General features: G+C 63.8%; 26 protein-coding genes and 1 pseudogene. 11 read left to right on the top strand and 16 right to left on the bottom strand.

Features of this window, described 5'->3' with window-relative positions; translation table 11 throughout:
* Nucleotides 1-366 precede the first annotated feature (366 nt).
* The 3 genes and pseudogenes from IYY11_RS14975 to IYY11_RS23480 form a co-directional block, all read right to left on the bottom strand.
* Entirely contained in the window at nucleotides 367-1,479 is a 1,113-nt protein-coding gene (locus IYY11_RS14975) for a hypothetical protein (protein WP_196404559.1), read from the bottom strand.
* Nucleotides 1,457-1,837, bottom strand: coding sequence for a hypothetical protein (locus tag IYY11_RS14980; RefSeq protein WP_196404560.1), 381 nt, complete (start codon nucleotides 1,835-1,837; stop codon nucleotides 1,457-1,459). Before IYY11_RS14980 ends, IYY11_RS14975 begins: the two co-directional genes overlap by 23 nt.
* A gap of 134 nt (nucleotides 1,838-1,971) precedes the next feature.
* Nucleotides 1,972-2,447: pseudogene (locus IYY11_RS23480) on the bottom strand (recombinase family protein).
* A 79-nt stretch (nucleotides 2,448-2,526) separates the two neighbouring features.
* On the opposite strand from IYY11_RS23480, the gene IYY11_RS14985 reads away from it, so the two are divergent.
* The 5 genes from IYY11_RS14985 to IYY11_RS15005 all read left to right on the top strand — a co-directional run bounded on the left by IYY11_RS14985 (nucleotide 2,527) and on the right by IYY11_RS15005 (nucleotide 8,538).
* Entirely contained in the window at nucleotides 2,527-4,212 is a 1,686-nt protein-coding gene (locus tag IYY11_RS14985) for a lysine--tRNA ligase (protein WP_196404561.1), read from the top strand.
* On the top strand, nucleotides 4,212-4,760 hold the full coding sequence (locus IYY11_RS14990) for an alpha/beta hydrolase (RefSeq protein WP_196404562.1): 549 nt from the start codon (nucleotides 4,212-4,214) through the stop codon (nucleotides 4,758-4,760). The genes IYY11_RS14985 and IYY11_RS14990 overlap by 1 nt, the downstream gene beginning before the upstream one ends.
* 131 nt (nucleotides 4,761-4,891) lie before the next feature.
* Nucleotides 4,892-6,649, top strand: a complete 1,758-nt coding sequence (locus IYY11_RS14995) for a di-heme-cytochrome C peroxidase (RefSeq protein ID WP_196404563.1) — start codon at nucleotides 4,892-4,894, stop codon at nucleotides 6,647-6,649.
* A 100-nt stretch (nucleotides 6,650-6,749) separates the two neighbouring features.
* Nucleotides 6,750-7,418, top strand: a complete 669-nt coding sequence (locus IYY11_RS15000) for a UdgX family uracil-DNA binding protein (protein ID WP_196404564.1) — start codon at nucleotides 6,750-6,752, stop codon at nucleotides 7,416-7,418.
* Nucleotides 7,327-8,538, top strand: coding sequence for an alpha/beta hydrolase domain-containing protein (locus tag IYY11_RS15005; RefSeq protein ID WP_196404565.1), 1,212 nt, complete (start codon nucleotides 7,327-7,329; stop codon nucleotides 8,536-8,538). Before IYY11_RS15000 ends, IYY11_RS15005 begins: the two co-directional genes overlap by 92 nt.
* Here the strand turns inward: IYY11_RS15005 and IYY11_RS15010 are convergent.
* From IYY11_RS15010 to IYY11_RS15030, 5 genes are all read right to left on the bottom strand, one after another.
* Complete coding sequence (locus tag IYY11_RS15010; RefSeq protein ID WP_196404566.1) at nucleotides 8,535-9,038, bottom strand: TspO/MBR family protein; 504 nt, start codon at nucleotides 9,036-9,038, stop codon at nucleotides 8,535-8,537. The two genes, IYY11_RS15005 and IYY11_RS15010, sit on opposite strands and share 4 nt — an antisense overlap.
* A 50-nt stretch (nucleotides 9,039-9,088) precedes the next feature.
* Nucleotides 9,089-9,985: a hypothetical protein gene (locus tag IYY11_RS15015; protein WP_196404567.1), complete on the bottom strand. Its 897-nt coding sequence runs from the start codon at nucleotides 9,983-9,985 to the stop codon at nucleotides 9,089-9,091.
* Nucleotides 9,986-10,119: 134 nt separating this feature from the next.
* Nucleotides 10,120-11,340, bottom strand: a complete 1,221-nt coding sequence (locus IYY11_RS15020) for an alpha/beta hydrolase (RefSeq protein WP_196404568.1) — start codon at nucleotides 11,338-11,340, stop codon at nucleotides 10,120-10,122.
* Between the two features lie 243 nt (nucleotides 11,341-11,583).
* A complete protein-coding gene (locus tag IYY11_RS15025; RefSeq protein ID WP_196404569.1) occupies nucleotides 11,584-12,033 on the bottom strand; it encodes a host attachment protein in 450 nt (149 codons plus the stop codon).
* A gap of 210 nt (nucleotides 12,034-12,243) precedes the next feature.
* On the bottom strand, nucleotides 12,244-12,534 hold the full coding sequence (locus tag IYY11_RS15030) for a hypothetical protein (RefSeq protein ID WP_196404570.1): 291 nt from the start codon (nucleotides 12,532-12,534) through the stop codon (nucleotides 12,244-12,246).
* 493 nt (nucleotides 12,535-13,027) lie between these two features.
* Between IYY11_RS15030 and IYY11_RS15035 the strand changes: the two genes are divergently transcribed.
* On the top strand, nucleotides 13,028-13,426 hold the full coding sequence (locus IYY11_RS15035) for a carboxymuconolactone decarboxylase family protein (RefSeq protein ID WP_196404646.1): 399 nt from the start codon (nucleotides 13,028-13,030) through the stop codon (nucleotides 13,424-13,426).
* Between the two features lie 572 nt (nucleotides 13,427-13,998).
* Nucleotides 13,999-14,289 carry a GIY-YIG nuclease family protein gene (locus IYY11_RS15040; protein WP_196404571.1) on the top strand — a complete coding sequence of 97 codons (291 nt, stop codon included), beginning with the start codon at nucleotides 13,999-14,001 and terminating at the stop codon, nucleotides 14,287-14,289.
* Nucleotides 14,290-14,461: 172 nt separating this feature from the next.
* Here the strand turns inward: IYY11_RS15040 and IYY11_RS15045 are convergent, their stop codons facing one another.
* The 3 genes from IYY11_RS15045 to IYY11_RS15055 all read right to left on the bottom strand — a co-directional run bounded on the left by IYY11_RS15045 (nucleotide 14,462) and on the right by IYY11_RS15055 (nucleotide 17,810).
* The gene (locus IYY11_RS15045; RefSeq protein ID WP_196404572.1) at nucleotides 14,462-16,090 is read right to left on the bottom strand and encodes a CTP synthase; all 1,629 of its coding nucleotides are present in this window, start codon (nucleotides 16,088-16,090) and stop codon (nucleotides 14,462-14,464) included.
* Between the two features lie 104 nt (nucleotides 16,091-16,194).
* On the bottom strand, nucleotides 16,195-17,169 hold the full coding sequence (gene secG / locus IYY11_RS15050) for a preprotein translocase subunit SecG (RefSeq protein ID WP_196404573.1): 975 nt from the start codon (nucleotides 17,167-17,169) through the stop codon (nucleotides 16,195-16,197).
* 164 nt (nucleotides 17,170-17,333) lie between these two features.
* On the bottom strand, nucleotides 17,334-17,810 hold the full coding sequence (locus IYY11_RS15055) for a hypothetical protein (RefSeq protein WP_029651415.1): 477 nt from the start codon (nucleotides 17,808-17,810) through the stop codon (nucleotides 17,334-17,336).
* Between the two features lie 246 nt (nucleotides 17,811-18,056).
* On the opposite strand from IYY11_RS15055, the gene leuB reads away from it, so the two are divergent.
* On the top strand, nucleotides 18,057-19,166 hold the full coding sequence (gene leuB / locus IYY11_RS15060) for a 3-isopropylmalate dehydrogenase (protein ID WP_196404574.1): 1,110 nt from the start codon (nucleotides 18,057-18,059) through the stop codon (nucleotides 19,164-19,166).
* Between the two features lie 17 nt (nucleotides 19,167-19,183).
* Here leuB and folE read toward each other — a convergent pair whose 3' ends face one another.
* On the bottom strand, nucleotides 19,184-19,756 hold the full coding sequence (folE, locus tag IYY11_RS15065; RefSeq protein WP_196404575.1) for a GTP cyclohydrolase I FolE: 573 nt from the start codon (nucleotides 19,754-19,756) through the stop codon (nucleotides 19,184-19,186).
* 158 nt (nucleotides 19,757-19,914) lie between these two features.
* Nucleotides 19,915-21,006, bottom strand: a complete 1,092-nt coding sequence (locus IYY11_RS15070) for a hypothetical protein (RefSeq protein WP_246720005.1) — start codon at nucleotides 21,004-21,006, stop codon at nucleotides 19,915-19,917.
* A gap of 316 nt (nucleotides 21,007-21,322) precedes the next feature.
* Between IYY11_RS15070 and IYY11_RS15075 the strand changes: the two genes are divergently transcribed.
* Nucleotides 21,323-22,579 carry a cytochrome-c peroxidase gene (locus IYY11_RS15075; RefSeq protein ID WP_196404576.1) on the top strand — a complete coding sequence of 419 codons (1,257 nt, stop codon included), beginning with the start codon at nucleotides 21,323-21,325 and terminating at the stop codon, nucleotides 22,577-22,579.
* Nucleotides 22,580-22,630: 51 nt separating this feature from the next.
* Here IYY11_RS15075 and murI read toward each other — a convergent pair whose 3' ends face one another.
* Complete coding sequence (murI, locus tag IYY11_RS15080) at nucleotides 22,631-23,452, bottom strand: glutamate racemase (RefSeq protein WP_196404577.1); 822 nt, start codon at nucleotides 23,450-23,452, stop codon at nucleotides 22,631-22,633.
* A gap of 92 nt (nucleotides 23,453-23,544) precedes the next feature.
* Here murI and IYY11_RS15085 point away from each other — a divergent pair, with 92 nt between their 5' ends.
* Entirely contained in the window at nucleotides 23,545-23,790 is a 246-nt protein-coding gene (locus IYY11_RS15085) for a type II toxin-antitoxin system Phd/YefM family antitoxin (protein ID WP_196404578.1), read from the top strand.
* Nucleotides 23,790-24,191 carry a type II toxin-antitoxin system VapC family toxin gene (locus IYY11_RS15090; protein ID WP_196404579.1) on the top strand — a complete coding sequence of 134 codons (402 nt, stop codon included), beginning with the start codon at nucleotides 23,790-23,792 and terminating at the stop codon, nucleotides 24,189-24,191. Before IYY11_RS15085 ends, IYY11_RS15090 begins: the two co-directional genes overlap by 1 nt.
* Nucleotides 24,192-24,193: 2 nt before the next feature.
* Here the strand turns inward: IYY11_RS15090 and truB are convergent, their stop codons facing one another.
* Both truB and rbfA read right to left on the bottom strand, forming a co-directional pair.
* Nucleotides 24,194-25,096: a tRNA pseudouridine(55) synthase TruB gene (truB, locus tag IYY11_RS15095; protein ID WP_196404580.1), complete on the bottom strand. Its 903-nt coding sequence runs from the start codon at nucleotides 25,094-25,096 to the stop codon at nucleotides 24,194-24,196.
* Nucleotides 25,093-25,521 (bottom strand): 30S ribosome-binding factor RbfA, encoded by a 429-nt coding sequence (gene rbfA, locus IYY11_RS15100; RefSeq protein ID WP_026222605.1) that lies wholly within the window; start codon nucleotides 25,519-25,521, stop codon nucleotides 25,093-25,095. Before rbfA ends, truB begins: the two co-directional genes overlap by 4 nt.
* Nucleotides 25,522-25,663 lie beyond the last annotated feature (142 nt).

Consider the following 25,663-nt stretch of genomic DNA (forward strand, 5'->3'; position numbering starts at 1 on the left):
CTTCGGCCTTCCCGCCAGCCAGATCGGTGAATCACATGCGCCGTCGAGCTTAGCGGCATCGCCGCGCTTGTCTATTGACGGCGCGCAACAGCCGCGAGCTTTCCTCGTTCGAAACGGATCAGGCGGCCGCGCATCTCGGTCGGCATGCCGACCTCAGCCAGCGGTGGCGGGTCAGTTTGAGTTTAAGGTTGCGACCCGACTCAGTCCTTCCTAAGGGCGCAATCTTGGATGAAATGCCGCTCAACTTTTGCAACAAGCCTCTGCTCGCACCAATGCATGATTCTAAAGGCTTCGGCGTTTGTTGACGTCTTGATCATTTTCAAAGAGATAAACGGATCTTCTGATCAGCGTCTCTTAAGATGAAAGCTACAGTATTAAGGTTTTCCTCCATGCTCTGAATCGCTTGAGTTTGTCAATTTCTTCGGAATAAATCTCAGAAAGGACGGCGTTGCTAGCCAAGCCGCCGTATACCAGAGACCCCAGTGGCCAGAGGAGCTTTTCCTTGGGCTGATCTTGTGTCCCAAGATCAAAGGTCACGGCATGGAACGCCAGCACGCACCGCTTCCATCCGTCTAATTCGAGAGCATCCCAAACCCGCTGGTGATCGGCCGGCATGAGCTTTGCTACAGCGAGAGACGCGGCCTCGGCGAATACTCTGTGTCTAATTGTTGGAGGCAAGTAACGTTCTTTTTTGAAAGCGCCGACAGTTTTCTTTCGATGATCCCATAAACCGAGAAGAGCAGGAACGGCGAAACCGGCACGCATAGCAAGGCGTGTAAATGCCTTATCATCAAAGGGCGGTGTAACGGCCTCTAGGGCCAACAGGAAAACGAAATTCCACGTGCCGCTCTGGTCCGCGTCGAGTTCCAAACACCGCCAAGCATCGTCCTGGCTGAGGTTGAAATCGGAGAGAGCGAAATTCCGTTCGATCCCCTCACGTAAGGCGAAATGGCCATTAGTAATATGAGCAATTTCGTGCATGAGGACATAGAGAATTGCAATATTGACCATCCCTTCAATGTCACACCAGTAGTTGGCTGGATCAAGTGGTCTGGTGAATACTGTTCTCTCAAGGCCTCTTCTGAGTTGCTCAACGCTATCATAATCCTCAAAAATTGCCGCCACTGAAGGGGGCGTCCAAAACATCTCTTCATTGAATTCGTCCAAAGGAGAGTTCAAGTAATACGGCGATGCTTCCGCATCGGTGTAGTAAGGAAGTAGAAGCCGAAGTAAGGCGGTCAGCCTGAGCGCCATCCCTTTTGGAACCAGAACCAACCATCCGTCACCATCGGAAAAAACGTTCATCCCAAACCCGGGAAGCTCCTCGAGTCGGATGTCGACTCGCTTCCCGGTAGCTGAGCTTTGAAACGTTTCAAAAACTATTGGCAGGATCGCGCCTGTAGCGCTGAGAACCCTCTCAACAGATGTTTCAATGAAACTGCCAGAAAGGAAATCCTTAAGCTTTGCCGCCTTTGTCATGCGCTGGCCCTTCTATGTTCGGGCATAGTTGACTGTAGCCATAGTGAACAACGCGAGCAGCAAGGATGAGCGGCACAGGCGTCATGTGCGCGAGGAGAGCCGCAATCCCTAGGATAATCTCGTTGCGCTCCTCTTGCTCAGTTCCTACCAACTTTTTGAGCGTTTCATTGTCGCACAACTGCTTCCTAAGTTCTGGCAAGTACGCGAGGAAACGGCTGCGCCCAAGCGCCACCTTCTCCGCATCCGAGGCTGATTTCGAACCAAAGCCCTCCTTGATTGCTGCATCGCCGAGGAGAAGATCAAGTTCGGTGACATCCATGCCGGCAATTTCGTTGACGTTGGGCTCGGAAGACATCATCCCTCTCCGTTTAATATATGTTTTTATTAGGATTTATTCGCAAGAGAGGCCTTGGCGCAGCGTGTGAGGCCTCGTTTCTGCGTCTCATAATGAGTCTCAGAAGTCCGCGCGCTGATATACCTTTTGACACCGGCTCATTTAGAAATGCTATTCGCAGTGCGCGCTCCGGGCAAGTAGCGGTAGAGCTTTGCGGGAGATACTCCGAAGCGTTCAGCAACGTCAGCAACAGTAATGTCTGGATAGCGAGAAGCGTTCTAGCGGCCTCAAGGTCGTTGTCCAGAAATTTGCTGGTCGGCCGCCTGTGCGTCCCATACGCTCCGCAGCTCCAAGCCCCGCACCGGTGCGATCGCAAATGGGAGTACGCTCGAATTCCGCCAGAGCGCTGAACAAGTGAAATACCAAGACGCCTTACGTCGTCGTATCGAGCGCCTCGGTCAGGCTCCGAAACCCGATGCCGCGCACCGCGAGCCCTCGATTGTCTCAATGAGCTGCTTCATCGATCGCGCCAAGCGGTCGAGCTCCCAGACGATATGGTGTCGCCGGTGCGGGCGTATGCGAGCGCATCGTGCAAGGCGGAGCGCTTGCGGAATTCAATTGACTTACTACCCAGCGCGCTTCCGCGTTGACGCCCCGAGCCCCTCTCCCTACTGTGCCGCGCTTCCCGCTACAGATTGGCCCGTTCACACCCCATGTCCGCATCGCTCCTATTGTCGCCCGAACTCGTCGAAGCCGCGCGCGTCTCGCCCGCCTGGCCGTTCGAAGAGGCGCGAAAGCTCGTCAAACGCGTGGAAGCGAGCGGTCAGAAGAGCGTGCTGTTCGAGACCGGCTACGGACCTTCCGGCCTGCCGCATATCGGCACCTTCGGCGAGGTCGCGCGCACCAGCATGGTGCGCCGCGCGTTCGAAGTCATGACCGAGGGCAGGATCGCGACGCGCCTCCTCGCCTTCTCCGACGACTTGGACGGGCTGCGCAAGGTCCCCGACAACATCCCGAATAAGGAACTCGTCGCCGCCAATCTCGGCAAGCCCTTGACGCAGGTGCCGGACCCTTTCGGCACGCATTCGAGTTTCGGCGCGCATAATAATGCGCGGCTGCGCGCCTTTCTCGACGCCTTCGGCTTCGAATATGAATTCGCGTCGTCGACGGAATATTATAAGAGCGGCCGCTTCGACGCCGCTCTGAAGCATATGCTCGCGCGCTACGACGCGGTGATGAAGATCATGCTGCCGAGCTTTCGCGAGGAGCGCGCGGCGACCTATTCGCCCTTCCTGCCGATCCATCCGAAGACCGGCATCGTCATGCAGGTCGCGCTGACAGGCTATGACGCGCAAGCCGGGACGATCTCCTGGACCGATCCCGATACGGGCGAGGCCTTCACCACGCCCGTCACCGGCGGCCATTGCAAGCTGCAATGGAAGCCCGACTGGGCGATGCGCTGGTATGCGCTCGACGTCGATTACGAGATGGCGGGCAAGGACCTCATCGATTCGGTGAAACTGTCCGGGGCGATCGTGCGGGCGCTTGGCGGGCGCGCGCCGGAAGGCTTCAACTACGAACTCTTCCTCGACGAGAAGGGCCAGAAGATTTCGAAGTCGAAGGGCAATGGCCTGACGATCGAGGAATGGCTGACCTACGCCAGTCCCGAGAGCCTGGCGCAATTCATGTTTCAAAAGCCCACGGCGGCGAAGCGGCTCTATTTCGACGTGATCCCGCGCGCGGTCGACGACTATCTGAATTTCCTCGACGCCTATCCGCGCCAGGACTGGAAGAACCGACTCGGCAATCCGGTCTGGCACATCCACGCCGGAGACCCGCCGCAGGCCGAGACGCTGGCGCATGAGGGCGACGCCAAGGGCGTGAGCGTCTCCTTCTCGATGCTGCTCAATCTCGCCGCCGTCGCCAACGCCGAAGATCCGGCCGTGCTTTGGGGCTTTCTGCGCCGCTATGCGGGGTCCGCGTCGCCCGAAAATCATCCCCGGCTCGACAAGCTCGTCGGCTACGCCGTCGCTTATTTCCGCGATTTCGTGAAGCCGGCGAAAACCTATCGCGCCGCCGACGAGACCGAGCGCGAGGTGCTGCAAAAGATCGACGAGACGCTGCGCGGCATGGACGCCGCGAGCGCCGAAGAGATTCAGTCGGCGCTTTACGACGTCGGCCGCGCCGCGCCGCGCTACCAGGATTTTGCCGCCAAGGGCGCGACGCCCGAGCGCCCCGGCGTCTCCAACGATTTCTTCAACATGCTGTACGAAGTGCTGCTCGGCGAGAAGAAGGGCCCGCGCTTTGGCTCCTTCATCGCGCTCTATGGCGTCGCCGAGACGCGCAAGCTGATCGAGGACGCGCTCAACGGCGCCTTTGTGGCGCGCGAAACCGCCTGATGCGCGCAGCCGACGCCGACATTCTCATCGTGCCGGGGTGGAGCGATTCCGGCCCCGAACATTGGCAGACGCGCTGGCAGGCGAAACTGTCGACAGCGCGACGCGTCACTCAGCGCGACTTCGAGAAGCCGATCCGCGCCGAATGGGAAGAGGCGATCGCGCAAGAGATTCTCGCGAGCGCGCGGCCTGCGGTGATCGTCGCGCATTCGCTCGGCGTCATCGCGGCTCTGCATGCGGCGCAACGCGTCGGCGACAAGATCGCCGGCGCCTTTCTCGTCGCGCCGCCCTCGGAGGCGGTGATCCGCGAATTGCCGTCGGTCGATTCCGCCTTTCTGCCAATCCCCCGCGCGCGGCTTCCCTTCCCCGCGGCGCTGGTCGGCAGCAGCGACGACCCTTACGCCGATCTGCTCTTTGCGCGCCAACTCGCGCAGGACATCGGCGCGCGCTTCATCGACGCCGGCGCCGCCGGACATATCAATGTCGATAGCGGCCACGGACCGTGGCCGGAAGGGTCGCTCGCCTTCGCCAATTTCATGGCGAAGCTGTAAGCGCGTCATCAGTTCGGAGTATTGACACGCTACTGGCGATCGTCGACCCTGACGCAATGCGCTGTTCCCAGGCGTTTTTGCATCGGCGTTGACGCGATTTTGTAACGGCCGTTCATTGAGAAGTTTGCAAGATGAGCATCACCAAGGCATTCCGCTCCGCTGCGCTTACTGTCGCCATTCTGTTCGCAAGCGCGCCCGCTTCGCTGGCGTTGGAACGCGTCGAACAGCCCTCTTCCATTCCGGGCGCCGGCCCTTGGGACCAAAAGGCCTGGAACGACTTTTACACGACGAGCCAAGGCTCCCGCCTCATCCCCTGGGACTGGATCAAAGCGCTCAAGCAGGCTGACGGCCAACCCTTTCTTGCCGATGGACTGGCCCGCTACGGCTATCTGGCCAACCCCGCGAGCGCGACGCCGGGGCTGCCGGTCGGCTTCGTCGTCGCGGATGGCGTGTTGGGGCCCAGCTGCGCCGCCTGCCATACGCGGCAGATCGACGTCGAGGGCAAAGCCTATCGCATCGACGGCGGGCCGGCGCTCGCCGACATGGGCGCGCTTTGGGCCGATCTCGATACCGCAGCCGGGAAGGTTCTCGCGGACACGGCGTCCTTCTCAGAATTCGCCAAGGCCGTTCTCGGAAGCGGCTACGACCCGCAGAAGGAAACCAAGCTGCGCGCCGAAGTCGATCTCTGGTATGCGCGCCACCACGCCATCACCGAGGCGGGCCTGCCTAAAGACAGGCCCTGGGGCGCCGGACGCATCGACGCCGTCGGCATGATCCTCAACCGCGTCACTGGCCTCGATATCGGACCCGGCCCGACGCATATCATTTTGGGTAACATGCGGAAGGCCGACGCGCCGGTGCGCCCGCCGTTCCTTTGGAACGCGCCGCGGCAGGATCATACGCAGTGGCCGGGCTTCGCCGACAATGGCGACCGCATTCTGGCCATGGCGAGAAACGTCGGACAGGTCTACGGCGTCTTCGGCGAATTTTTCCCGGAGAAGGACGCCACGCATCTCCTGGGCTTCAATTACGTCAAGGCCAATTCGGTCGACTTCAAAGGGCTGATCGAATTGGAGCGGCTCGTCGAGCGGATCGGCCCGCCGAAATGGCCGTGGCCGACCGACAGGACGCTCGTGGCGCAGGGCAAGCTCATCTACGAGCGTCCCTACGAAGAGGGCGGATGCGCTGATTGCCACGGGATCGACAAAGGCCAGCCGCGCCTGCTCAATCCGGACACCTGGTGCACGCCCGTTCAGGACGTCGGCACCGACGCGCGCGAATATCAATATTTCGCGCCGGACTGGAAGGTCGACACCGGCGCGCTGACCGGCGCCTTCATTCCTTTCGTGTCCGAGCCGCTTGGCAGAACCGACGCGCCCGTCTCGGTGCTGGCGACCGCGGCGCGCGGCGCAATCCTGCAGCACTTCCTTCCCGTCACGGTGAACGGGATCGAGCGAAAGAAAGCCGACGTGGCGCTGTCCCTTCTGCAGCCTTTGATCGAAGAGCTGAAGGGCGTCTACAAGATTCCGGGCACGCCGGGCGCCGGGCGCTGGGCGTGCCGCCGCGCCCCCGAGACGCCGGGCAAACTCAAATTTGAAGCCCGCGTCCTCGAAGGCGTGTGGGCGGCGGCGCCCTATCTGCACAACGCCTCTGTTCCGTCGCTCGCCGAGCTGTTGAAGCCGCCGCAGGATCGCGTCACGGACTTCAAAGTCGGGCCGGCCTATGACATTGCCGCTGTCGGCTTGGCCATTGAGCAGCCGAAGTCGACCTTCCTGATGAAGACGGACTGCAACCGAGGCTCCGGCGTCAGCCATTGCGGCCATGACTTCGGAACGGCGTTGAGCGAAACGGACAAGCGCGCGCTGCTCGAATATCTGAAGACGCTGTGATCGGGGCGTCTCGGGACGCAATGTCCCGAGACGCTTTTCGGCGCGACGGCGCCGCCTATATCGACCTTCTTGGCGTCGCTCGACGCGGAGGAAGGGACAGGTGGAGAAATCCGAATTCGCGCTCGGGGCGAAGCCCCTGCCGGCGGCAGGTCTCTTAACAGAAGCCCCTTCGCTTTCGGCGCTCGCTGAGCAAGAAGCGGTCTGCACGCGCTGCCCGCTTTATAAAAACGCCACGCAGGTCGTTCCCGGAGAAGGGCCGGCGCAAGCGCGCGTGCTGCTGATCGGCGAGCAGCCGGGCGACCAGGAAGATGTGTCGGGGCGACCCTTCGTCGGGCCCTCCGGCAAGCTCCTCGACATCGCGCTGGAGCGCGCCGGCGTCGACCGCGACAGATGTTTCGTCACTAACGCCGTCAAACATTTCAAATTCGAGCCGCGCGGCAAGCGCCGTCTGCACAAGAAGCCCGACGCCGGCGAGATCGACGCCTGCCGGTGGTGGCTGGATCGCGAACGCGCCCTGCTCAGCCCAGGACTGGTCGTGGCGCTCGGCGCGACCGCGATCCGCGGCGTGCTCGGCCGCTCCGAGGCGGTGTCGCGTGTGCGCGGCGAGATCATCGACCTTGGCGACGGCGCGCAATTCCTGGCCACCGTTCACCCTTCCTCTCTGCTACGTTTGAGGGATGAATCGGATAAGCGCCAGGCGTGGCGGGGCTTCCTCGCCGATCTTCGCAAGATCGCCCGCTGGATCGAAAAGGACGCGCGCGCGAATTAGAGGCGCTGCGCTCATCGGGTCGCTGGCGCTCGCCGGCGCCGCCCATGCCGAACTGCTGAAATTCGAGACGCGTCCGGACGGCCCGAATGAGGCGGTCGTCGCGACCGTGAAGCTCGACGGAACGTCTCACGACATCGCCGGAACGCTCGCCAAGCCCGCAAAGCCCGCAAAGCCGCCAAGCGGCGCAAAGGCGCTGCTGATCGAGACGCAGTCAAGCGACGACGTAAAGCCGCTGGCGCTCGAACGCGGACTTGCCGTACTGACGCTCGATGTCGCCAAGCTCCCCGACAAAGCTCGAGCGCCGGCCCTGCGCGATGTGCTCGGCCATCTTCGCGGCGCGCTCAAGATGAAGCGCGTGCTCGGCCGCGCGCAGGGCTCGGACGCCGACGCAATGACGGACGCAGCTTCCGCATTCGATGGCCTGTTGCTGCATGACGCGAACCGCGAGCCCGCCGCCCCGACGCGCTTCATCGAGACCTGGGGCGCCGACGCCTATTGGCGCGAGAAGCCGCGCGTCGAGTTCGCGAACGGCGCGCCGCCGAACGGTCGGCGCTTCTATCTTGCCGGAATCGCCGCGTCGACGACGGCGACGAATTGCGCCGCGCCCGTGAACGCACGCCCCTCGGCCCCCGCGCTGCGCGCGCTGTTCGCCGCGCTCGACGAGTGGACGGCCAAGGGCGTCGCGCCGCCCGCCGCGCGCGCGCCCCTCGACGCCGATCTGGCGCCCGCGCAGGATCTGAAATGGCCGAAAATTCCCGGCTTGCCCGCGCCGCCTGAGGGCGCACGCCGCGTCCCGAAAATCGACGCGGATGGCAATGAGATCGCCGGCCTACGCCTGCCCGACGTGGCGCTCCCTGTCGCGACCTTCACGGGCTTCAACGCGCAAAAGAACAAGAAAGGCCCGCCTTGCGCCGCAGCCGCCGCGATTCCCTTCGCGGCGACGAAGTTGGACCGCGAAAAGAACCTCGATCCGCGTCCCGCGCTCGTCGAGCGCTACGGATCGCGCGCCTATTTCGTCGCGACCGTGCGCGTCATCGCCGACAAGCTCGTCAAGGAGCGGCTGCTGCTACAGCAGGACGCCGACGCCTATGTCGCCGCGGCGCGATCTGCGCCATTCTAACGATTGAGGATAAAAATCCCGGCGTTGAGATAAGTCGCGAAAGCCACCCAGAAGGCGGTTGGCGCAAGCGAATATCCCGCGACGCGGTCAAGCCGCCAGAACAGGACGATCGTGGCGACGAGCAGCGCTTCCATCGGCAGAATGACGACGAGTCCGAGCAAGGGATTTCGCGCCGCGAAGAAGGCGAACGACCAGGCTGCATTCAAAACAAGCTGAACAAAAAACACGATGATCGCGGCGCGCCGGCCCGGCGTCGCCGGCTCGAGCCGTAGAACGCGATAAAAGGCGTAGCCCATCAGAATGTAGAGAGCCGTCCAAGCGGGGCCAAACACCCAGTTCGGCGGATTCAGCGGCGGCTTGGCCAGCGTATCGTACCATGGGATGTTCGGCGTCGTCGCGAAGCTGCCGAGCACCGCGGCGGCGAGCACAGGCGCCGCGGCGGCGACTCCGGCGACGAGCCGCGAAGGCCGCCGATCCGAAAGAGACGTTGAACTGCTCATTGCGCCTCCTCGCGCCGCGTCGCCCGGATATCGGGCGCAGCGCGGCGGCTTCAAGGCTGCTGCAGGGTCGGGAAAAAGACCGGCGTCGCGCCGGCGCGAACGCTGTTCTGAGATGCGAACATGTCGTCCTTCATCCAATTGGGCAGGTCGTCTTCGCGATGTCGGCTGATGAGAGTCTTGTCGCTCTCGCCGAGATAGATGCGAATGCCGCCCCAGACAGCCTTGTAATCATTCTCGCCCACGCGGCTTTCGATGAAGCCGGTGATCGCGGAATGGCCGAGATTCCAGACGAGCGCCTCGCCGCTGAGCGCAGCCGCATGCCGCCCTCCGACGTAACGATGGCCGACCGAGATTTTGACGTTGTAGGTCGGATAGACGCTGATATCGAACATGTCGAAGAAGCGCCCGCGCCGCGGCTGCCACTGATAGGCGAGATATCCCGGTCCATAGCCCAGCGGCGTGAAGAAATGGCCCGAGCTCTCCTCATAGCCGGCGATGCTGGAGAGCGTGAACGGCCCATAGTAATAGGCGCTTTCAGCGCCGACGCGGAAACGCGTGTCGTCGAGACGCTTGTCGTGAGCGATCGCGCCATAGCCGCCGAGGAGACCCACGCTCGGATCGCGCCAGAAGGCGTGTCCGGCGCCGCCGCTCACGAAGAAGCCGCGATGCGCCGCCGCGATCGCGTCGACCTGAAATCCAAAACGGTCGCCGACGGGGGCGATGATCGACCCCATTCCGCCGGCCGAGGCGTTGTTCAAGCGCGCGAAGCCCAGCCATTCAGAGCCGCCGCCAAAACCTTCGAGCTTGCCGTTGACGCCGTCGACGGCGCGCTTGGGTCCGGGGTTTTCCGAGAGCGGAGCCTTCCACCAGGTCGGACCCTCGGCGCGCGCTGAAGACGCAGCGAGGGCGACCGCCAGAACGGCGAGAAGCTGACGCTTGTATGACATTGCTATCGAAGTCCCGTGGGTGATCGTCGCGAGCTGTCGACCCTAAAGGGCTTCAGCCTCGCTGGCTGTGACATTGCGGCAACAGCCCTCCAAAATAGGACCACCAGACGCATCGAATTCACAGCTGTGTTAAATTAATATTGCGTATCAAGCTTTTGACCAGCGGCGCTTAGATGTTCGCTCAAATTCTCGCGCGTGGCCGGATCGACAATGGCGAAGGGCGCGGCGACCGCCGCCCCGGCCACGCCGCCGACCGCAGAAACCGCCCCCGCGGTCGCGATTCCAAGGTGATCCCCCAGGCCCGGCTGGCCGTCCCTGAGCGGCTGACCCTGCGCGAGCCTGGCGCCGATGGAGCGTACGACCTGGGGAGAGGACGCGAACTTGCTATGCTCCAAAGGATCGCTGGTGGCGATGCCGGTCAGATCGACGACCTTCACCCGATCCCGGTCGAGGACCTCCTGATAGGGGGACGCCTTCGGGTCGACGGCGCCCAGACGCGTATTGCCCCAGAAGCGGCGGGATGCCGCGAGCGCGTCGTCGTCGCGCGAAGCGAACAGCGTAAAGATCGAAGGTCGAACGCCGCCGATCTCGGCGATCTGACGCCGGAAGACGTCGAAATCGACGTCCGGCGAGGCGAGCATGACGTTCTGGATTTTCGATCCGATCTGACCGTTGCGGATCGCCATCTGGCGTAGCGCTTCCAGCGTCACCCAATTGCCCATCGAGTGCGCCAGAATCGAGATCTCGCCGACGTCCCGGTCACGCTGCAGCGCCTGCAGCACGAGTTCCAGGGCGTCGCGCGAATAGCTGGCGCTCTCATGATCATAGCCATATTGCAGCAGCCGGCCGCGCGACGGCCAGGTGAACAGCACCGGCGTGACTTCGGCGCGCGAGTCGTGGACGATCTGCGCGAAGCGGTAGACCGCCTCCTCGAAACGCGTGTTGAAGCCGTGGACGAAGAGAAGCACCTGCCGCTTGGGCGTCTTGCGGATGCGGGCGTTGAAGTCCGCGAGCGCCGCCTCCCTGCTCAGCACCTCGGCGCGAACGGTGGCGAATTGGACGGCCGGGTTGGGGGTCGGCCCATCCGGCCACTGCACTTCGCCGACCACGCGGGAGGCGTCTGGCGGGATCGAGACGGCGATATCGGCAAAATGCACGCCGTGTCCGCGTTCGCCCGAAAACATGACGCCGGGCTCGGAGTCATTCGGCTGCCGGGTGGTGACGACCAGAAGATCGACGACGCTGGTTCCGGGCGCGACCTGATGCGACGCGACAAGGGTGCCGTGCGGCCGGCTCGAACAACCGCTGAACGCAAGCGCCAGAAGCGCCGCCAAGATAATCCGCCCGCGCCCCATACGCCGCCTGCACTCAAGTGTTTATGCGCGGCGTCGCCGCTCAGGCGAAGCCAACACGACTCCCTCCATCATCTTTGCGGCTCAAATGCGACGGTTTGCCCGCGCTGTGCGCAGTCGCACTGATTTCTTGGAGGGAATGCGGCAATATAGCGACGCTCGCTCGAGAGGCGAGCGTCGGAGGCGGGGCTGGGACGAATCGCCTCCGACTGTGCAGGGGAAAGCCTCAAAACTTTCCCCTGCCTTTCAGCCGCGGGTCAGCGCCTTTTCAATATCCTTGAGTGGATGGCGGGTCAGGTCCTTGGCGAGTTCGCCAACAACCTTGCTTTGCGCCTTGACGGACAGCTCCTTGCGAATTTCGCCGAGCGCCTTTGGCGGCGCGATGATGGCGATCGCAGTCAATTCGCCCGACTCCGCCGCCTGATTGATGCGGTCGGCCATGGCGCGGGCGAAGCGCTCCTCCTCCAGCTCATGCCAATCGGTATTTTGCATGGCGCTTCGGCCCGGCGAGAAAGAGGCGAAGCTGCGGCCGGGACGATCCGTTCCCTGCTCATGCGTCGGCGGATTGTCGTCAACGCGCGTCTCGACGACGCGAAGGTCGAGGAGTTCGGCGTCGCCGTGATTTTGAAAAAACAGCGCCCGGCGGCCGTCGCCGACCAGGACCCAGGCGCCATTGCCGACGGAAAATTCGCTCATGATGCTCCCTCGCCTTCCAACGTCGTTCTCATCAATCCGGACGTCAGGCGAGGCCGCTCGGCTGCGGCGCGCGCAGCCGCGTCATGCGGGCGTCGTATCCTCGCGGGAGTTGGGTCACAAGCCCGACAGCCTTTAAGCGCCCCTTTGCGAGGAGCGCTCTAACGCAAGGATAGCGCGCTGCCGGGTGCGTTCAATCCGCGCTTGGCGGCGTCACGCCGCGAGCTTTTCTTCCTTGGCAGGCGCGGGCTTCATGTCCTGCAGCGCGGCGCCGAGCGCCTCGCCGCCGGCCGCTGCGGCCCTCGCCTGCAGAAGGGCCGCTTTCCGCTTGATCGCGCGCTCATTGAGCGCCCAGATCAGCCAGCAGACGCCGCCGATGCTGATGAGCGCCGTATAGGGTTCGCCAATGGCGAAAGACTTGAGGAAGGAGAAGTCGGGGGCGCATTCCTTCGCGTATTCGCACGCGTCCGACCAGTCCTGAAACCATTGTTTGACCGATTCCATTGTGACCTCCTCGCCGCGCGGACAATTCGACGGGCGCACGCCCCGCCGGTCGAATCGTGTAGCGCAGCCATGTGGCGAGCATTGTGCGCTGCAGCATATTGCGCGTCAACCGGCCGGCGCACGGTCAAAATGGCGCACCGCTTTGAATTTAGGCAGAAAAGCCCGCAGCGCCGGTCTCGTCGCGAACGTCCGTGCGTTCCTCTCCATGTGATGCGCGCGCGTATCACGGCCATGCGACGCAAAACATGCGCCATTGTCAGGAGCGGAAATCCAAGCGATTCAAAGGGCGCGTGTGGGGTTTTTCTGACAAAAGCGCACGTCAACCAAGGACAGGAATGATGCGAACGCTACGCGTCAAATTGATGTTGCTCATCGCGATTGTCTTGGCGCTCTCAGGCTGCGGCGTGAACTATCATGTCAATCCGGGCCCACGCTCCTGGCCCGCCGCGCCGAACGCGCCCAACAAGTGACATCGCGCATCAACGGGAAGATCATGGCGACGGTTCGACTGCTTACCGACGAAGAGCTCTCGCCCGAAGCGCGCGCCGTCTTCGCCGACATTCGCGCGACGCGCAAAAGCGACTTCGTCAATAATTTCTGGCGGGCGCTGGCGCATGATCCCGTGACGCTGAAGCGCACCTGGGAGAGCGTCAAGCAGGTGATGGCTCCAGGCGTGTTGGAGCCGAAGGTCAAGGAGATGATCTACATCGCCGTCTCCATCGCCCATGCCTGTCCCTATTGCATCCATTCGCACACGGCCAACGCCCGCGCGAAGGGCATGAGCGAAGAGGAATATCGCGAACTGCTGGCGATCGTCGGCATGGCGTCGGAGACGAACCGTCTCGTCACCGCGCTCGGCGTGCCGATCGATGAGGAATATGAGGTGGTGTGAGGTAGGTGGAGTGAGTTGGGGTGAGGTGAGCGCTGTTGGAAAAGCCCCTTGTTGCTCTCCTATCGCAAACCTCTCCGCGTCATGCCTGCGCTTGTCGCGGGCATCCACGCGTCGCCGTTGCGAAAGTCTCCGAGCATTTACGCAGCCTCACGGCGTGGATGGCCGGGACAAGCCCGGCCATGACGCGCTGAACGGTTACGTAAACAGCTCCACCGCAACGCTACTACATCGGAAGGCGCTCCCTCTCCGCGTCATGCCCGGCCTTGTGCCGGGCATCCACGCGGCGCCGCTGCGCGCGCCCCCACATTTGCGCAGCGTCACGGCGTGGATGGCCGGGACAAGCCCGGCCATGACGGCTGAGAGGTTTCGCAAATGACCTCGACGCACCGCAGCTACAATCCGATAGACGCACTCTCTCCGCGTCATGCCCGGCCTTGTGCCGGGCATCCACGCGTCGCCGCTGCGCGCGCCCCCACATTTGCGCAGCGTCACGGAGTGGATGGCCGGGACAAGCCCGGCCATGACGCGCTGAAACTCTTGCCGCGGCGCTCTCTCGTCCGCACCATGCGCCTATGCGTGGCGGCTGGGTTTACATCATGACCAATCGGCCAAACGGGACGCTCTATCTCGGCGTCACGAACGATCTCGCGCGCCGCGCCTTTGAGCATCGTGAAGGCCGCTCTCGCGGGTTCACACAACTCTATGGCCTGAGGCGCCTCGTCTGGTACGAAACGCACGACGACATCCGCACGGCGATCCAGCGCGAGAAGACGATGAAGAGTTGGCCGCGCTGCTGGAAGGTCCGGCTCATTCTCGAAATGAATCCGGATTGGCGCGACTTATACGAAGACTTGGCGAACTGATCGGCGCATTCTCTCCGCGTCATGCCCCGCCTTGTGCCGGGCATCCACGAGTCGCCGCTGCGCGAACTCCCGCAGCATTCGCGAATCATCCCGACGTGGATGGCCGGGACAAGCCCGGCCATGACGGCGCGAGGCGATTCAATTACCTCACGAGGATCGTCGGCGCTTTTGATCACACCAACCGGCTCTGCGCCTTCGCCGCCGCGATAAAACTTGCAAACAACGGATGCGGCTCAAACGGGCGCGACTTTAATTCCGGATGATATTGCACGCCGATGAACCAGGGGTGGCCCGGGATTTCCACCGTCTCGGGCAGAAGCCCGTCGGGCGAAGAGCCCGCGAATAAAAGCCCGCAATCCTCTAAGCGCTCGCGATAGGCGAAATTCACCTCATAGCGATGGCGGTGGCGCTCGGAGATCTCCGTCGCGCCGTAAATGCCGGCGATGCGCGACTCCGGCTTCAACAGCGCCGGAAAAGCGCCAAGCCGCATGGTGCCGCCGAGCCCCTCGCCGACGCCGCGCTTTTCGAGTTCATTGCCCTTGAGCCATTCGGTCATCAGGCCGACGACCGGCTCGGCGCAGGGGCCGAACTCGGTCGAATTCGCCTTGTCGATTCCGGCGAGCGCGCGGGCGGCCTCGATCACCGCCATCTGCATGCCAAAGCAGATGCCAAAATACGGCACGCCGCGCTCGCGCGCGAAACGCGCCGCGAGGATCTTCCCCTCGGCGCCGCGCTGGCCAAAGCCCCCCGGCACGAGAATGCCGTGCACATGTTCAAGATGCGCGGCGGGATCGGCGCTCTCGAAAATTTCCGATTCGATCCAGTCGAGATTGACCTTCACGCGGTTCGCCAGCCCGCCATGCGCCAGCGCCTCGATGAGGCTCTTATAGGCGTCCTTCATCTCGGTGTATTTGCCCACCACCGCGATGGTGACTTCGCCTTCCGGGTTGTTGATGCGCTGCGTCACCGCGTTCCAGCGGCTCATGTCGGGCTTGGGCGCAGGCTCGATGCCGAAGGCGGCGAGCACCTGCGCGTCCAACCCCGCCGAGTGATAGGCGCGCGGCACGTCATAGATGTTGGCGGCGTCGCGCGCCTCGATCACCGCCTGTTCGCGCACGTTGCAGAAGAGTCCGAGCTTGCGGCGCTCCTCGCGCGGAATCTCACGGTCGGTGCGGCAGAGCAGAATGTCGGGCTGAATGCCGATCGAGCGCAGCTCCTTCACCGAATGCTGCGTCGGCTTCGTCTTCAACTCGCCGGCGCTCGGGATGTACGGCAGCAGCGTCAAATGGATATAGATGCAGTGATGCGGCGGCAGATCGTTCTTGAGCTGGCGGATCGCCTCGAAGAACGGCAGGCCTTCGATGTCGCCGACCGTGCCGCCGATCTCGATCAGCGCGAAATCGACGTTCTCATTGCCATCGACGACGAAGTCCTTGATGGCGTTGGTCACATGCGGAATGACCTGGATCGTCGCGCCGAGATAATCGCCGCGCCGCTCCTTGCTGATGATGTCCTGGTAGATGCGGCCGGTGGTGACGTTATCCTGCTTCGAGGCCGGGCGGCCGGTGAAGCGCTCATAATGTCCAAGGTCGAGATCGGTCTCCGCGCCGTCGTCGGTGACGAAGACCTCGCCGTGCTGATAGGGCGACATCGTGCCCGGATCGACGTTGAGATAGGGATCGAGCTTGCGTAGCCGGACCGTATAGCCGCGCGCCTGCAACAGCGCGCCGAGCACCGCCGACGCCAAGCCCTTGCCAAGTGAGGAGACCACACCGCCGGTGATGAAGATGTACCGCGCCATGGGGCCTAACGCCTAACGCCTTTCCAGCGATTGTGATAGCGGATTCTATCGGGCCGGGGGCGTCGCCCCCAGCCAAGATCGTCGGATGGCGGATTTGACGCCGGTTACTGGGTCGGGACTTTCCAGATCGTCGAAGGCGCGGGCTTGGTTTCCGGCGCGGCGGGCTTCGGGGCTTCCGCGGCCGGGGCCTGCGGAGCCGTCGTCGCCGGGGCCTCCGTCTTCGGCGCTTCCCACTTCAAGCCGTCGCTCTTCGAGGCGTCGGGCTTCGGCGCTTCAGCGGCAGGCGCAACCGCGTCCGCCTTGGGAGCTTCCGCCTTGGGGGCTTCGGCAGGCGGCGCAACGGACTTCGGCGCTTCCGCGGCCGGGGCCGGGGCCTGCGGAGCCGTCGTCGCCGGGGCCTCCGTCTTCGGCGCTTCCCACTTCAAGCCGTCAGTCTTCGGGGCGTCAGGCTTCGAGGCTTCAGGCTTCGAGGCTTCAGGCTTGGGCGCTTCGGCGGCCGGCGGCGTTGCGGGCGCAACCGCTTCAGGCTTGGGAGCTTCGGCAGGCGGCGCGACAGGCTTCGGCGCTTCAGCGGCCGGAGCCTGCGGCGCGGGCTCCTGCGACGGGCGCAGCGCCGGCGCCTCGGCGGCGGGCGGAGTCGAAGCTGGCGGCGCGGCGGCCGGCGGCGCGTCTACGGGCGCGCTCTGCTGGCGCTTCTGCTGGGCGCGCTGGAGCTGGTCAAAAATGCTGTCCTTGCCGGGTTCGGGCGCCTTTTCAGGCGCGCCCTGCTCGCCCTTGCCTTCGGTCTTGGGAAGCTCCTTGACCTGGATCGAGCCTGGATCAAGCGCCTTGGTCCAGTCGTCGCCGCCCTCGCTGCGCCGTTCCCAGGCCGGCAGCACGGTCAGCGCGATGCTGGTGATAAAGAAGATCGTCGCGAGGATGCCCGTGGCGCGGGTGAGCGCATTGGCCTGGCCGCGCCCGGTGAAAACGCCGCTGCCGCCGCCCATGCCGAGCGCGCCGCCCTCCGACTTTTGATAAAGCACCAGAATGACGAGCGCCGTCACCACCATCAGGTGGATCGCGATAATGACCTGCTGCATGTGCACCCTTCCAGCCGCGCCTGAGCCGAGCTCGACGCGCAATCGTTGGGCGCCTTTTACACCAAGCGCCGCGCGCGAGGAAGGGGATATGACCGTGCGATCAGCCGCCTAAACGAAGAATCGCGAGCCTGGCGGCCCGCGATCGCCCGCGTCCTGGACGTTGCTCAATAAAAATTGCCGTCCTGGCCCTTCCACTTCGAGCCTTCTTCGTCGAACCGCGTCTCGTCACTGAAGTCGATGACCCTGCCCGGCTCGATATATTGCTTGTCCTTGATCATCTGGTTCTGGATCGTCGTCGAATAATAGCTCGTGTTATCGGAGCAGCCCGGCTTCGCGCCGCCCTCCGGCTTGCATTCGAGATTGGCGCCCTTCGGGAAGCGCACTTTCGCCGTGTAGTAGAACTCATAGCCGGCGTGACCGGCCCCTTCGACGTCGAGCGGCCAGAAGCGCGTGACCTTGAAGTCCTCGATCACGACGTCCTTGTCGAATTTCTTCTTGATGAGATTTTCGAAGACCTGCTTCGCGTGCTCGGGCTTGGGCTCGCAATTGACGAGGCAGAAAGCCTTGGCGGGCGCCGCGCCGGCGAGGGCGCCGAACAGGCTAAGCGCCATGATATGCACGATGGTTTTGTAGCTCTTCATCTCAAGCGTCTCCCAACTGCGCAGAGCCTGCGCATCGCTTCCCGCGGACGTCGCTCATTGATTGACGCGTCTCGCGCGAAGCCCCCTTGCGTTTGACATTTTTCAAGCTGCACGGCTTAACGCGCTGCGGCAAGGGCGGCGCGGCAGGCGAATTGTCGCACGACAAGATGAGATTTCGTGCGGTTGCGTCGCCTAGTCGCGCGCTCTATTGACAGCGCGAGTTTCAAAGCCGACGACGAGGCGTTCATGGCCATATACAAGCTTCTGCTCCTGCCGGGCGACGGCATCGGTCCGGAAATTTCCGCCGAGGCCGAGAAGGTTCTCGCCCTTCTGAACGAGGCGGGCGTCGCGCGCTTCGAAGTCGAGCGGGGGCTCGTCGGCGGCGCGGCCTATGACGCGCATAAGCAAGCGATCAGCGAAGAAGACATGAAGCGCGCGCTTGAGGCGGACGCGGTGCTGCTCGCCGCCGTCGGCGGGCCGAAATGGGACGGCGTGCCTTATGATTTGCGTCCCGAATCCGGCCTTTTGCGCCTGCGCAAGGATTTGGGTCTTTTCGCCAATCTGCGCCCCGCGATCTGCTACGCCGCGCTGGCCGACGCTTCTTCCTTGAAGCGCGAGATCGTCGACGGTCTCGACATCATGATCGTGCGCGAATTGACGGGCGGCGTCTATTTCGGCGAGCCCAAGGAGATCACCGATCTCGGCAATGGCCAGAAACGCGCCGTCGATACGCAGGTCTACGAAACGTACGAGATCGAGCGCATCGGCCGCGTCGCTTTCGAGCTGGCGCGCAAGCGCGGCAACAAGGTGACCTCTTCCGAGAAGTCGAATGTGATGAAGTCGGGCTATCTGTGGCGCGAAGTCATCACCGCGCTGCATAAGCGCGAATATGCCGACGTGACGCTCGAACATATGCTCGCCGACGCGCTTGGCATGCAACTCGTGCGCTGGCCCAAGCAGTTCGACGTGATCGTCACCGACAATCTCTTCGGCGACATGCTGTCCGATGAAGCCGCGATGCTCACCGGCTCGCTCGGCATGTTGCCGTCGGCTTCGCTCGGCGCAGCTGACGAAAAGGGCAAGCGTCATGCGATGTATGAGCCCTGCCATGGCTCGGCGCCCGACATCGCCGGCAAGGGCATCGCCAATCCGATCGCCATGATCGGCTCGCTCGGCATGGCCCTGCGTTACAGCTTCGATCTGCCAAAGGCGGCCGACGCCATCGACGCGGCGATCGCCAATGTGCTGGCGAAGGGTCTGCGCACGGCCGACATCAAGGGTGATGCGACGTCGACCGTCTCCACGAAAGAGATGGGCGACGCGATTGTGGCGGAGCTGAAGACGGCGCTGTCCTAGAACTGGCTCCGCGCGATTTACTTCCCGTGCACCATGCCGAGGAATTCCTCGCGGGTGCGCGGATCGTCGCGGATGACGCCAAGCAGTCGGCTCGTCGTCAGCAGCGAACCAGTCGTGTTGACCCCGCGCAGCGTCATGCAGCTGTGCTCCGCCTCGATGACGACGCCGACGCCCTGCGGCTCCAGAATATCCTGGATCGCTTCGGCGATCTCGGCGGTGAGCTTTTCCTGAATTTGCAGCCGGCGCGCGAAGCCATGCACGACGCGGGCGAGCTTTGAGATGCCGACCACGCGGTTGCTTGGCAGATAGCCGACATGCGCGCGCCCGGTCACTGGCAACATGTGGTGCTCGCAGAAGCTGACGACGCGAATGTCCTTGAGGACCACGAGCTCGTCGTAGCCGCCGACCTCGTCGAAGGTGCGCTTGAGATAGTCGCGCGGATCGACGTCGTAGCCGGCGAAAAGCTCGCGGTAGGAGCGCGCCACCCGCGCCGGCGTGTCGATCAACCCCTCGCGATTAGGATCGTCTCCCGCCCATTCGATGAGAACCCGCACGGCCGCCTCTGCGTCAGCTTGAGTGGGTTTGGCCATGCGTTCAGCTCTCCAGGATCGTCGAGGCGGATCGCGCCGCCCAGCCACTGGATAAAGTCACAGGCTATGGCGTTTGGCAAAGGCCACTGCCCGGTCCATTCGCCAAAAGAAAACGCCGGCGCGCTCGCGCCGGCGTTTCGAATGGTGCCGTTCTCAGGTTAGCGTACGAGGCCGCCGATGGCCGATCCGACCGAGTTCACCGAGCGCTTGACGAAGCCGAACGGTCCGTCGCTCGCGGGAGGCGGGGGAGGAGGCGGCGCCATCGGCGCCGGCTCAGGCGCTGCGACGGCGACCGGCGCCTCGGCGGCCGGCCTGGGTCGGCTGGCGACCGGCTTCGTCGGCTTCTTCTGCTTCACGACCTTTGCGCGCGGCGCGGGCTTTGGCGCTTCCATCGTCTCGGCCGCGGCGGTCGGCGGCTGCGAAATGGGCGCGGCGGGCGCAGCCGCTTGCGGCGGCGTCAGCGACGCGGCTTTCGGCGGAACGGCTTTCGGCGGAACGGCCGCCGGCGGCGACGTCGGCGCAGGGGTCGCCGGCGCCGTCGCCGTCACGGGCACTGGCGCCGTCATGGGCGTTGGCGCCGTCGCCGCCGTGGGCAGTGGCGCAAGTTGCGGCGCAGCGGCGGCGCCGGTGGGAACAGGAATGGTCGCGCCAAGCGGCGCAGCCGCCGGATTCACCGGCGTCATCGCGGCGCCTGCCGACGGCGCTGGCTCCGATTGGAGGTCCGCGCCAGACGCGGGTTCGGCGGCCGCTGCGGCCGGCGCAGGCTCGGCCGGCGCCTGGGCGCTTTCCTCAAGCGCAGGCGTCTTGTCTGCTCCTTCATCGGTCGGCGCGGCGCTGCCGAGAGCGGATTCAGCGGCTTCCGGAGCGGCCAAAGGCGGCGCCGTGGCCAACGCGGGATCCTCGCTCGGCCCGACCGCGCTCCACGGCCCCAGAACCCAGGTCAGGGCCGCCAGTCCGGCGATGACGACGGCCGCCGCCGCGAAGAACAGGGCCCGACGGCCGCCCTCGCGTTCCTCCTCGGGCTCGTCGTAGAATTCTTCCTCCGTCGCATGGACCGCGCCCCAGGCTTCCTCTGCGCGGGGCGCTTGAGGAGAAGGACCCGGATGGATCGCTGCGTTCGTTGGCGGGCGCTCGAAGCCCGGAGCCGGCGCCGCAGTTGGCGCGGGGCCATGGCCGAGGTCGCGGCGCAGCAACTCTTTAAACTCGGCAAATTCAGCCATCAGCTCCTTATCGTCGCCGATATCCATCATGCCTGAACCCTTTCATTGGCCGCGCGCCAGGGACTCGGCGATGAGTCGCGCGCGGTCGCACCATCCGCGCCCAGACAAACGTTAAAATGTGGCTGTACTGCGCCGGGTTGCTTTCAGGAGATTAAAACTGGTTAATTTCAGTCTCTTGGATGTAAGTTGAGGCGCAGCTTGCCGCCGCGCGGGCGCGGCGTGCGACGTAAATTCGCAACCTTGCTGGAAGCTATCCAAATTAACGAAATTGACCTTTGCGCCGCGCGATTCCTAAAGTTTCGCAAGGCGCGAAGCAACGCGGTTCTCTTTCCGACGGGCTCCTCAAGTGACCCTTTCCTGTCTACGCAAGGCGCGTCAGGCGGCGCTTTGCGCCGTCTTCGCAGTGCTCGGCTCCCCGCTCGACGCGCAGCCCGCGCCACCTCGCGCCGGCGCGGCCGACGAACGCGGCCTGACGGCGCTCGAACTCCTCGGCAAGCGCGTGTTCGAAGATGCGAGCCTGTCGCGACCGGCGGGGGTCTCCTGCGCCTCCTGCCATGACGCCGCGACGGCCTTTCAAGGCAATAATGGTTCGAGCGTCCCGGCCGTGGCGAGGGGCTCGCTGCCGACGTCGCTCGGCAAGCGCAACACGCCGTCGATCATGTATGCGTCCTTCGCGCCGCCCTTCGAATTCATCGACGATAAGGATGAAGAGACCGGCAAGATCGAAAAAATTCCGGCTGGCGGACAGTTCTTCGACGGGCGCGCCCGCGATCTCCTCGCCCAGGTCGAAGGTCCGATGCTCGATCCGCTCGAAATGAACGCGCCGTCGAAACGCTTCGTGGTCGAGACGGTGCAGGGCGGCGCCTACGCCGACCTCGTCCGCCAGGTCTATGGCGACAAGGTTTTCGCCGACCCGGACGCCGCCTTCGTGAAGCTCGCGCAAGCCGTCGTCGCTTTCGAGGCGAGCGCGCGCTTTCATCCCTTCGCGTCCAAATTCGACGATTATTTGCGCGGGCAAGCGCAGTTGACGGCGCTGGAGAAGAAAGGCTTCGAACTCTTTAAGGACCCCAAGAAGGGCAATTGCCTCGCCTGCCACGCCGGCAAGGAGGATTCGCGCAATCCGCAGGACTGGCTCTTTACCGACTTCACCTATGACGCGCTCGGCGGCCCAAGGAATAAAGCGATTCCGACCGCGGCGAAGGCTGATTCAGCTCCCGATCTCGGCCTGTGCGCGCGACCGGGACTCGCTGAAGTCGCGCCCGCGGGCTTCAAGGTCGAGAGCGTCTGCGGCGCTTTCAAAGTGCCGACCTTGCGCAACATCGCCGTCACCGGCCCCTATCTGCACAATGGCGTCTTCGACAGACTGCGCGACGTCGTCGCCTTTTACGCGACGCGCGACACCGATCCTGGTCACTGGTACCCGAAAGACCGAAGCAGCGAGCCGGAAAAATATGACGACCTGCCGGCCTCCGCGCATGACAACGTCAACGTCGACGAGGTTCCCTACGATCGCAAGCCCGGGCAAAAGCCGCGGCTGTCCGATAAAGACATCGACGCCATCGTCGCATTTCTCGAAACATTGACCGACCGGCAAAAGCCATAACGCGCCTTTATGAAGCATTGGCGCTTTGGCGAAACTCGACGACGCGCCGCGCTAAACGGTAGGGACAACAGCGGTCCACGCAAGGCCGTAGCGCGCGAGCGTCGCGGCGAGCGGCGCCGGGGGACGCGCGCCGCTCGTGAAGATGATGCTACGGGAGACAGGCTGACGTCCCGGCGCATCCGCGCCGAAGCGCTCGCCAAGCAATTGATCCGCGCGCCGCGCGATCGCCGGCGCGGGGTCGATCCACTCGACCGGCCAGGGCGCAAGACGTTTGAACTCGTCGACCAGCAGCGGATAATGCGTGCAGGCGAGAACGATGGCGTCCGTGCGCCTGCCGCCTTCTTCCTGGAAACAGGGGGCAATCTCGTCGCCGATGTCGGCGTCTCTCACGCTTTCCCCATGCATGTAGCGCTCAGCGAGACTCGCCAGGCGTTTCGAGCCGACGAGGGTCACCGAGCAGTGCGCGGCGAATTGCGCGATGAGCTTTTGCGTATAGTCGCGCGCCACCGTGCCCTGCGTCCCGAGCACCGAGATCATCTTTGACCGTGTGCGCTCGGCCGCCGGCTTGATCGCCGGCACCGTGCCGACGAAGGGCAGAGCTGGCCAATGCAGCCGCAGATCGGGCAGAACGATCGTCGAGGCGGTGTTGCAGGCGATAATGATCATATCCGGCGCGTGATCGACGATCAGCCCTTCCATGAGCTTCATCACGCGTTCGACAAGCGCCGGCTCCTGCCAGGACCCGTAGGGGAAGCCGGCGTCATCCGCGCAATAGACATAGTCCGCCGATGGCCGCAGCTTGACGATCTCGGCAAAGACCGTGAGGCCGCCGAGACCGGAATCGAAGACGAGGAGTTTGGGCGGATGGGTCATGTGCGGCGAATCTCGCAGCGAATAGGACAGGATACCCGCGACAAGATCAACGCCATATTGACTAGTTTGTTTGACCAGTCGAATATTTCCTCATGAGAGAAGTTCAAGCCTCCGACGCGAAGGCCCGCCTTGCGGAATTGCTGACCGCCGTGGAGCGCGGCGAAACAATCGTCATCACCCGGCATGGACGCCGGATTGCGCGCCTGGCCCCGGAAACGAGTTTTAAACGGGCTGAGATCGAGCGAGCGATCGACGATCTCGCGCGTTTTCGAGAAAGCGCAGGAAAAGCGCCGCTGGCCGAGGTTCTAAGCGCGCGCCATCGCGGCCATAAATATTGATGGGTTTCGTCATCGATGCGTCGATCCTTGCGGGCTTTGCGCTTGCCGATAAACGTCCGTCGCGCGTGGTGGCGGCTATTGAACGCCTCCTAGAGGAGACGGCGCTCGCGCCGTCCCTGCTGTTTTTTGAGATCCGCAATGTCTTGCTCGTCAGCGAGCGACGTCATCGAATATCGCCGACCGGAACCGACGAATTTCTTCGGATAATGGCGCGCTTGCCGATAGCGATCGACTTCGACTGCGACGAGAGGCGCCTAATACCGCTTGCACGCAAGCACAGGCTGACAGCTTATGACTCCGCCTATCTCGAACTCGCCTTGCGGGAAGGCGCTGCGCTCGCGACGCTCGACGCCGAATTGGAGCGCGCCGCGCGCGCGGAAGGCGTCGCGATTGTCGAATAGGCTCAGAACGGGAGATTAAACACCCGCGCCGGCGCGAGCGCGCCCTGGACGATTTCGCCGAAAGCGACCGGCACGCCGCCGCAAGCAGCGTAGACAATGCCCTCATGCGGCGCGTCGCGGCCCCGCAAAATCACCGAGCCGCCCCGCCGCAGCCGCGCCGCCATGTCGCGATCGACAACGACGCAAGGCAGTTCCGCCAATCCGGCCTCGACCGACAGCAGCGCCTCTGCGGCCATGTTCTGATTTTCGATCTCGTCGAGCGTATAAGCGTCGTCCTCGACGAAAGGCCCGACGCGGGTGCGTCTCAGCGCCGTGACATGGCCGAAACAGCCCAAAACCCGACCGAGATCGCGGGCGATCGCGCGCACATAGGCGCCCTTGCCGCATTCCATGACGAAGGTCGCCTCGTCGCGCGACGCATCGATCAGCGTCAGCGAGCGGATCTTGACCACGCGCGGCTTCAAATCGACCAGCTCGCCCTCCCGGGCGATGTCATAGGCGCGCTCGCCGGCGATCTTGATCGCCGAGAACTGCGGCGGCGTCTGCAAAATCTCGCCGACGAACTGCGGCAGCAGAACTTCGATCGCGGCGCGCTCCGGCCGCACAGCGCTCTCCCGCACGCCGCGGCCGTCGGCGTCGTCAGTATCGGTCTCGACGCCCCAATGCACGGTGAAACGATAGGCCTTCTCGCCGTCCTGAACGAAGGGCACGGTCTTGGTCGCTTCGCCGAAGGCGACGGGAAGAATGCCGGACGCGAGCGGATCGAGCGTGCCCGCATGGCCCGCCTTCTGGGCGTTATAGATGCGCTTGAGGCGCGACACCGCCTGCGTGGACGTCAGACCGACAGGCTTATCCAGCGCCAACCAGCCGTCCACGATGACTCGGTCCGATTTTTTTTTGCTCATTCCTCAACGCCATCCTCTTTGGCGTCGTCGCCATCGGCGAGATCGCGCTTCACACGGTCGGAACTGAGCAGCGCGTCGATGCGCGACACATTGTCGAATGTGTCGTCGATGCGAAAGCGGATTTCGGGCGCGAACTTCAAATTCACCTCTTGCACGATCTCCCCGCGCAAAAATCGCTTGTGGCGATCCAGCGCGGCGAGCACCTCAGGCTCATCCTTGCCGCCAAGCGGAACGACGTAAATCGTCGCGAGCTTGAGATCGGGACTCATCTTCACCCGCGACACGGTCACGACATGCTGTTCGAGCACCGGATCGCTGATTTCGCCCCGCGTGAGCAGCCGGGCGGCGGCGTGACGAACGAGTTCGCCGACGCGCAACATACGCTGCGACGGCGCCCCGGCCTGTGAGTGATGAGCTCTGGACATTTTGGACCCGGTAATTGCAGTCGTCTCACGCCCGCGCCTGTGGCGGACATTCCGCGCATGACGCGTAATGAATGAAGGTAGCGCGGCTCAGCGCGACGAGGATGGCCGGGACAGGCCCGGCCATGACGTTTCGCGGCGGCGC

Source organism: Methylocystis sp. H62 (assembly GCF_015709515.1).
In the GTDB taxonomy this organism is placed as follows: Bacteria; Pseudomonadota; Alphaproteobacteria; order Rhizobiales; family Beijerinckiaceae; genus Methylocystis.

What these genes read in the sequence shown, in the direction of transcription:
- truB (WP_196404580.1), bottom strand. Translation starts at nt 25,096, where the DNA reads ATGAGCAAAAAAAAATCGGACCGAGTCATCGTGGACGGCTGGTTGGCG.
- IYY11_RS15035 (WP_196404646.1), top strand. Translation starts at nt 13,028, where the DNA reads ATGGCGACGGTTCGACTGCTTACCGACGAAGAGCTCTCGCCCGAAGCG.
- IYY11_RS14990 (WP_196404562.1), top strand. Translation starts at nt 4,212, where the DNA reads ATGCGCGCAGCCGACGCCGACATTCTCATCGTGCCGGGGTGGAGCGAT.
- secG (WP_196404573.1), bottom strand. Translation starts at nt 17,169, where the DNA reads ATGCAGCAGGTCATTATCGCGATCCACCTGATGGTGGTGACGGCGCTC.
- IYY11_RS14975 (WP_196404559.1), bottom strand. Translation starts at nt 1,479, where the DNA reads ATGACAAAGGCGGCAAAGCTTAAGGATTTCCTTTCTGGCAGTTTCATT.
- IYY11_RS15070 (WP_246720005.1), bottom strand. Translation starts at nt 21,006, where the DNA reads ATGATGGATATCGGCGACGATAAGGAGCTGATGGCTGAATTTGCCGAG.
- IYY11_RS15015 (WP_196404567.1), bottom strand. Translation starts at nt 9,985, where the DNA reads ATGTCATACAAGCGTCAGCTTCTCGCCGTTCTGGCGGTCGCCCTCGCT.
- IYY11_RS14980 (WP_196404560.1), bottom strand. Translation starts at nt 1,837, where the DNA reads ATGATGTCTTCCGAGCCCAACGTCAACGAAATTGCCGGCATGGATGTC.
- IYY11_RS15030 (WP_196404570.1), bottom strand. Translation starts at nt 12,534, where the DNA reads ATGGAATCGGTCAAACAATGGTTTCAGGACTGGTCGGACGCGTGCGAA.
- folE (WP_196404575.1), bottom strand. Translation starts at nt 19,756, where the DNA reads ATGGCCAAACCCACTCAAGCTGACGCAGAGGCGGCCGTGCGGGTTCTC.
- IYY11_RS15040 (WP_196404571.1), top strand. Translation starts at nt 13,999, where the DNA reads ATGCGTGGCGGCTGGGTTTACATCATGACCAATCGGCCAAACGGGACG.
- IYY11_RS15005 (WP_196404565.1), top strand. Translation starts at nt 7,327, where the DNA reads ATGAATCGGATAAGCGCCAGGCGTGGCGGGGCTTCCTCGCCGATCTTC.
- IYY11_RS15010 (WP_196404566.1), bottom strand. Translation starts at nt 9,038, where the DNA reads ATGAGCAGTTCAACGTCTCTTTCGGATCGGCGGCCTTCGCGGCTCGTC.
- IYY11_RS15020 (WP_196404568.1), bottom strand. Translation starts at nt 11,340, where the DNA reads ATGGGGCGCGGGCGGATTATCTTGGCGGCGCTTCTGGCGCTTGCGTTC.
- murI (WP_196404577.1), bottom strand. Translation starts at nt 23,452, where the DNA reads ATGACCCATCCGCCCAAACTCCTCGTCTTCGATTCCGGTCTCGGCGGC.
- IYY11_RS15055 (WP_029651415.1), bottom strand. Translation starts at nt 17,810, where the DNA reads ATGAAGAGCTACAAAACCATCGTGCATATCATGGCGCTTAGCCTGTTC.
- IYY11_RS14995 (WP_196404563.1), top strand. Translation starts at nt 4,892, where the DNA reads ATGAGCATCACCAAGGCATTCCGCTCCGCTGCGCTTACTGTCGCCATT.
- IYY11_RS14985 (WP_196404561.1), top strand. Translation starts at nt 2,527, where the DNA reads ATGTCCGCATCGCTCCTATTGTCGCCCGAACTCGTCGAAGCCGCGCGC.
- IYY11_RS15025 (WP_196404569.1), bottom strand. Translation starts at nt 12,033, where the DNA reads ATGAGCGAATTTTCCGTCGGCAATGGCGCCTGGGTCCTGGTCGGCGAC.
- rbfA (WP_026222605.1), bottom strand. Translation starts at nt 25,521, where the DNA reads ATGTCCAGAGCTCATCACTCACAGGCCGGGGCGCCGTCGCAGCGTATG.
- IYY11_RS15090 (WP_196404579.1), top strand. Translation starts at nt 23,790, where the DNA reads ATGGGTTTCGTCATCGATGCGTCGATCCTTGCGGGCTTTGCGCTTGCC.
- IYY11_RS15085 (WP_196404578.1), top strand. Translation starts at nt 23,545, where the DNA reads ATGAGAGAAGTTCAAGCCTCCGACGCGAAGGCCCGCCTTGCGGAATTG.
- leuB (WP_196404574.1), top strand. Translation starts at nt 18,057, where the DNA reads ATGGCCATATACAAGCTTCTGCTCCTGCCGGGCGACGGCATCGGTCCG.
- IYY11_RS15045 (WP_196404572.1), bottom strand. Translation starts at nt 16,090, where the DNA reads ATGGCGCGGTACATCTTCATCACCGGCGGTGTGGTCTCCTCACTTGGC.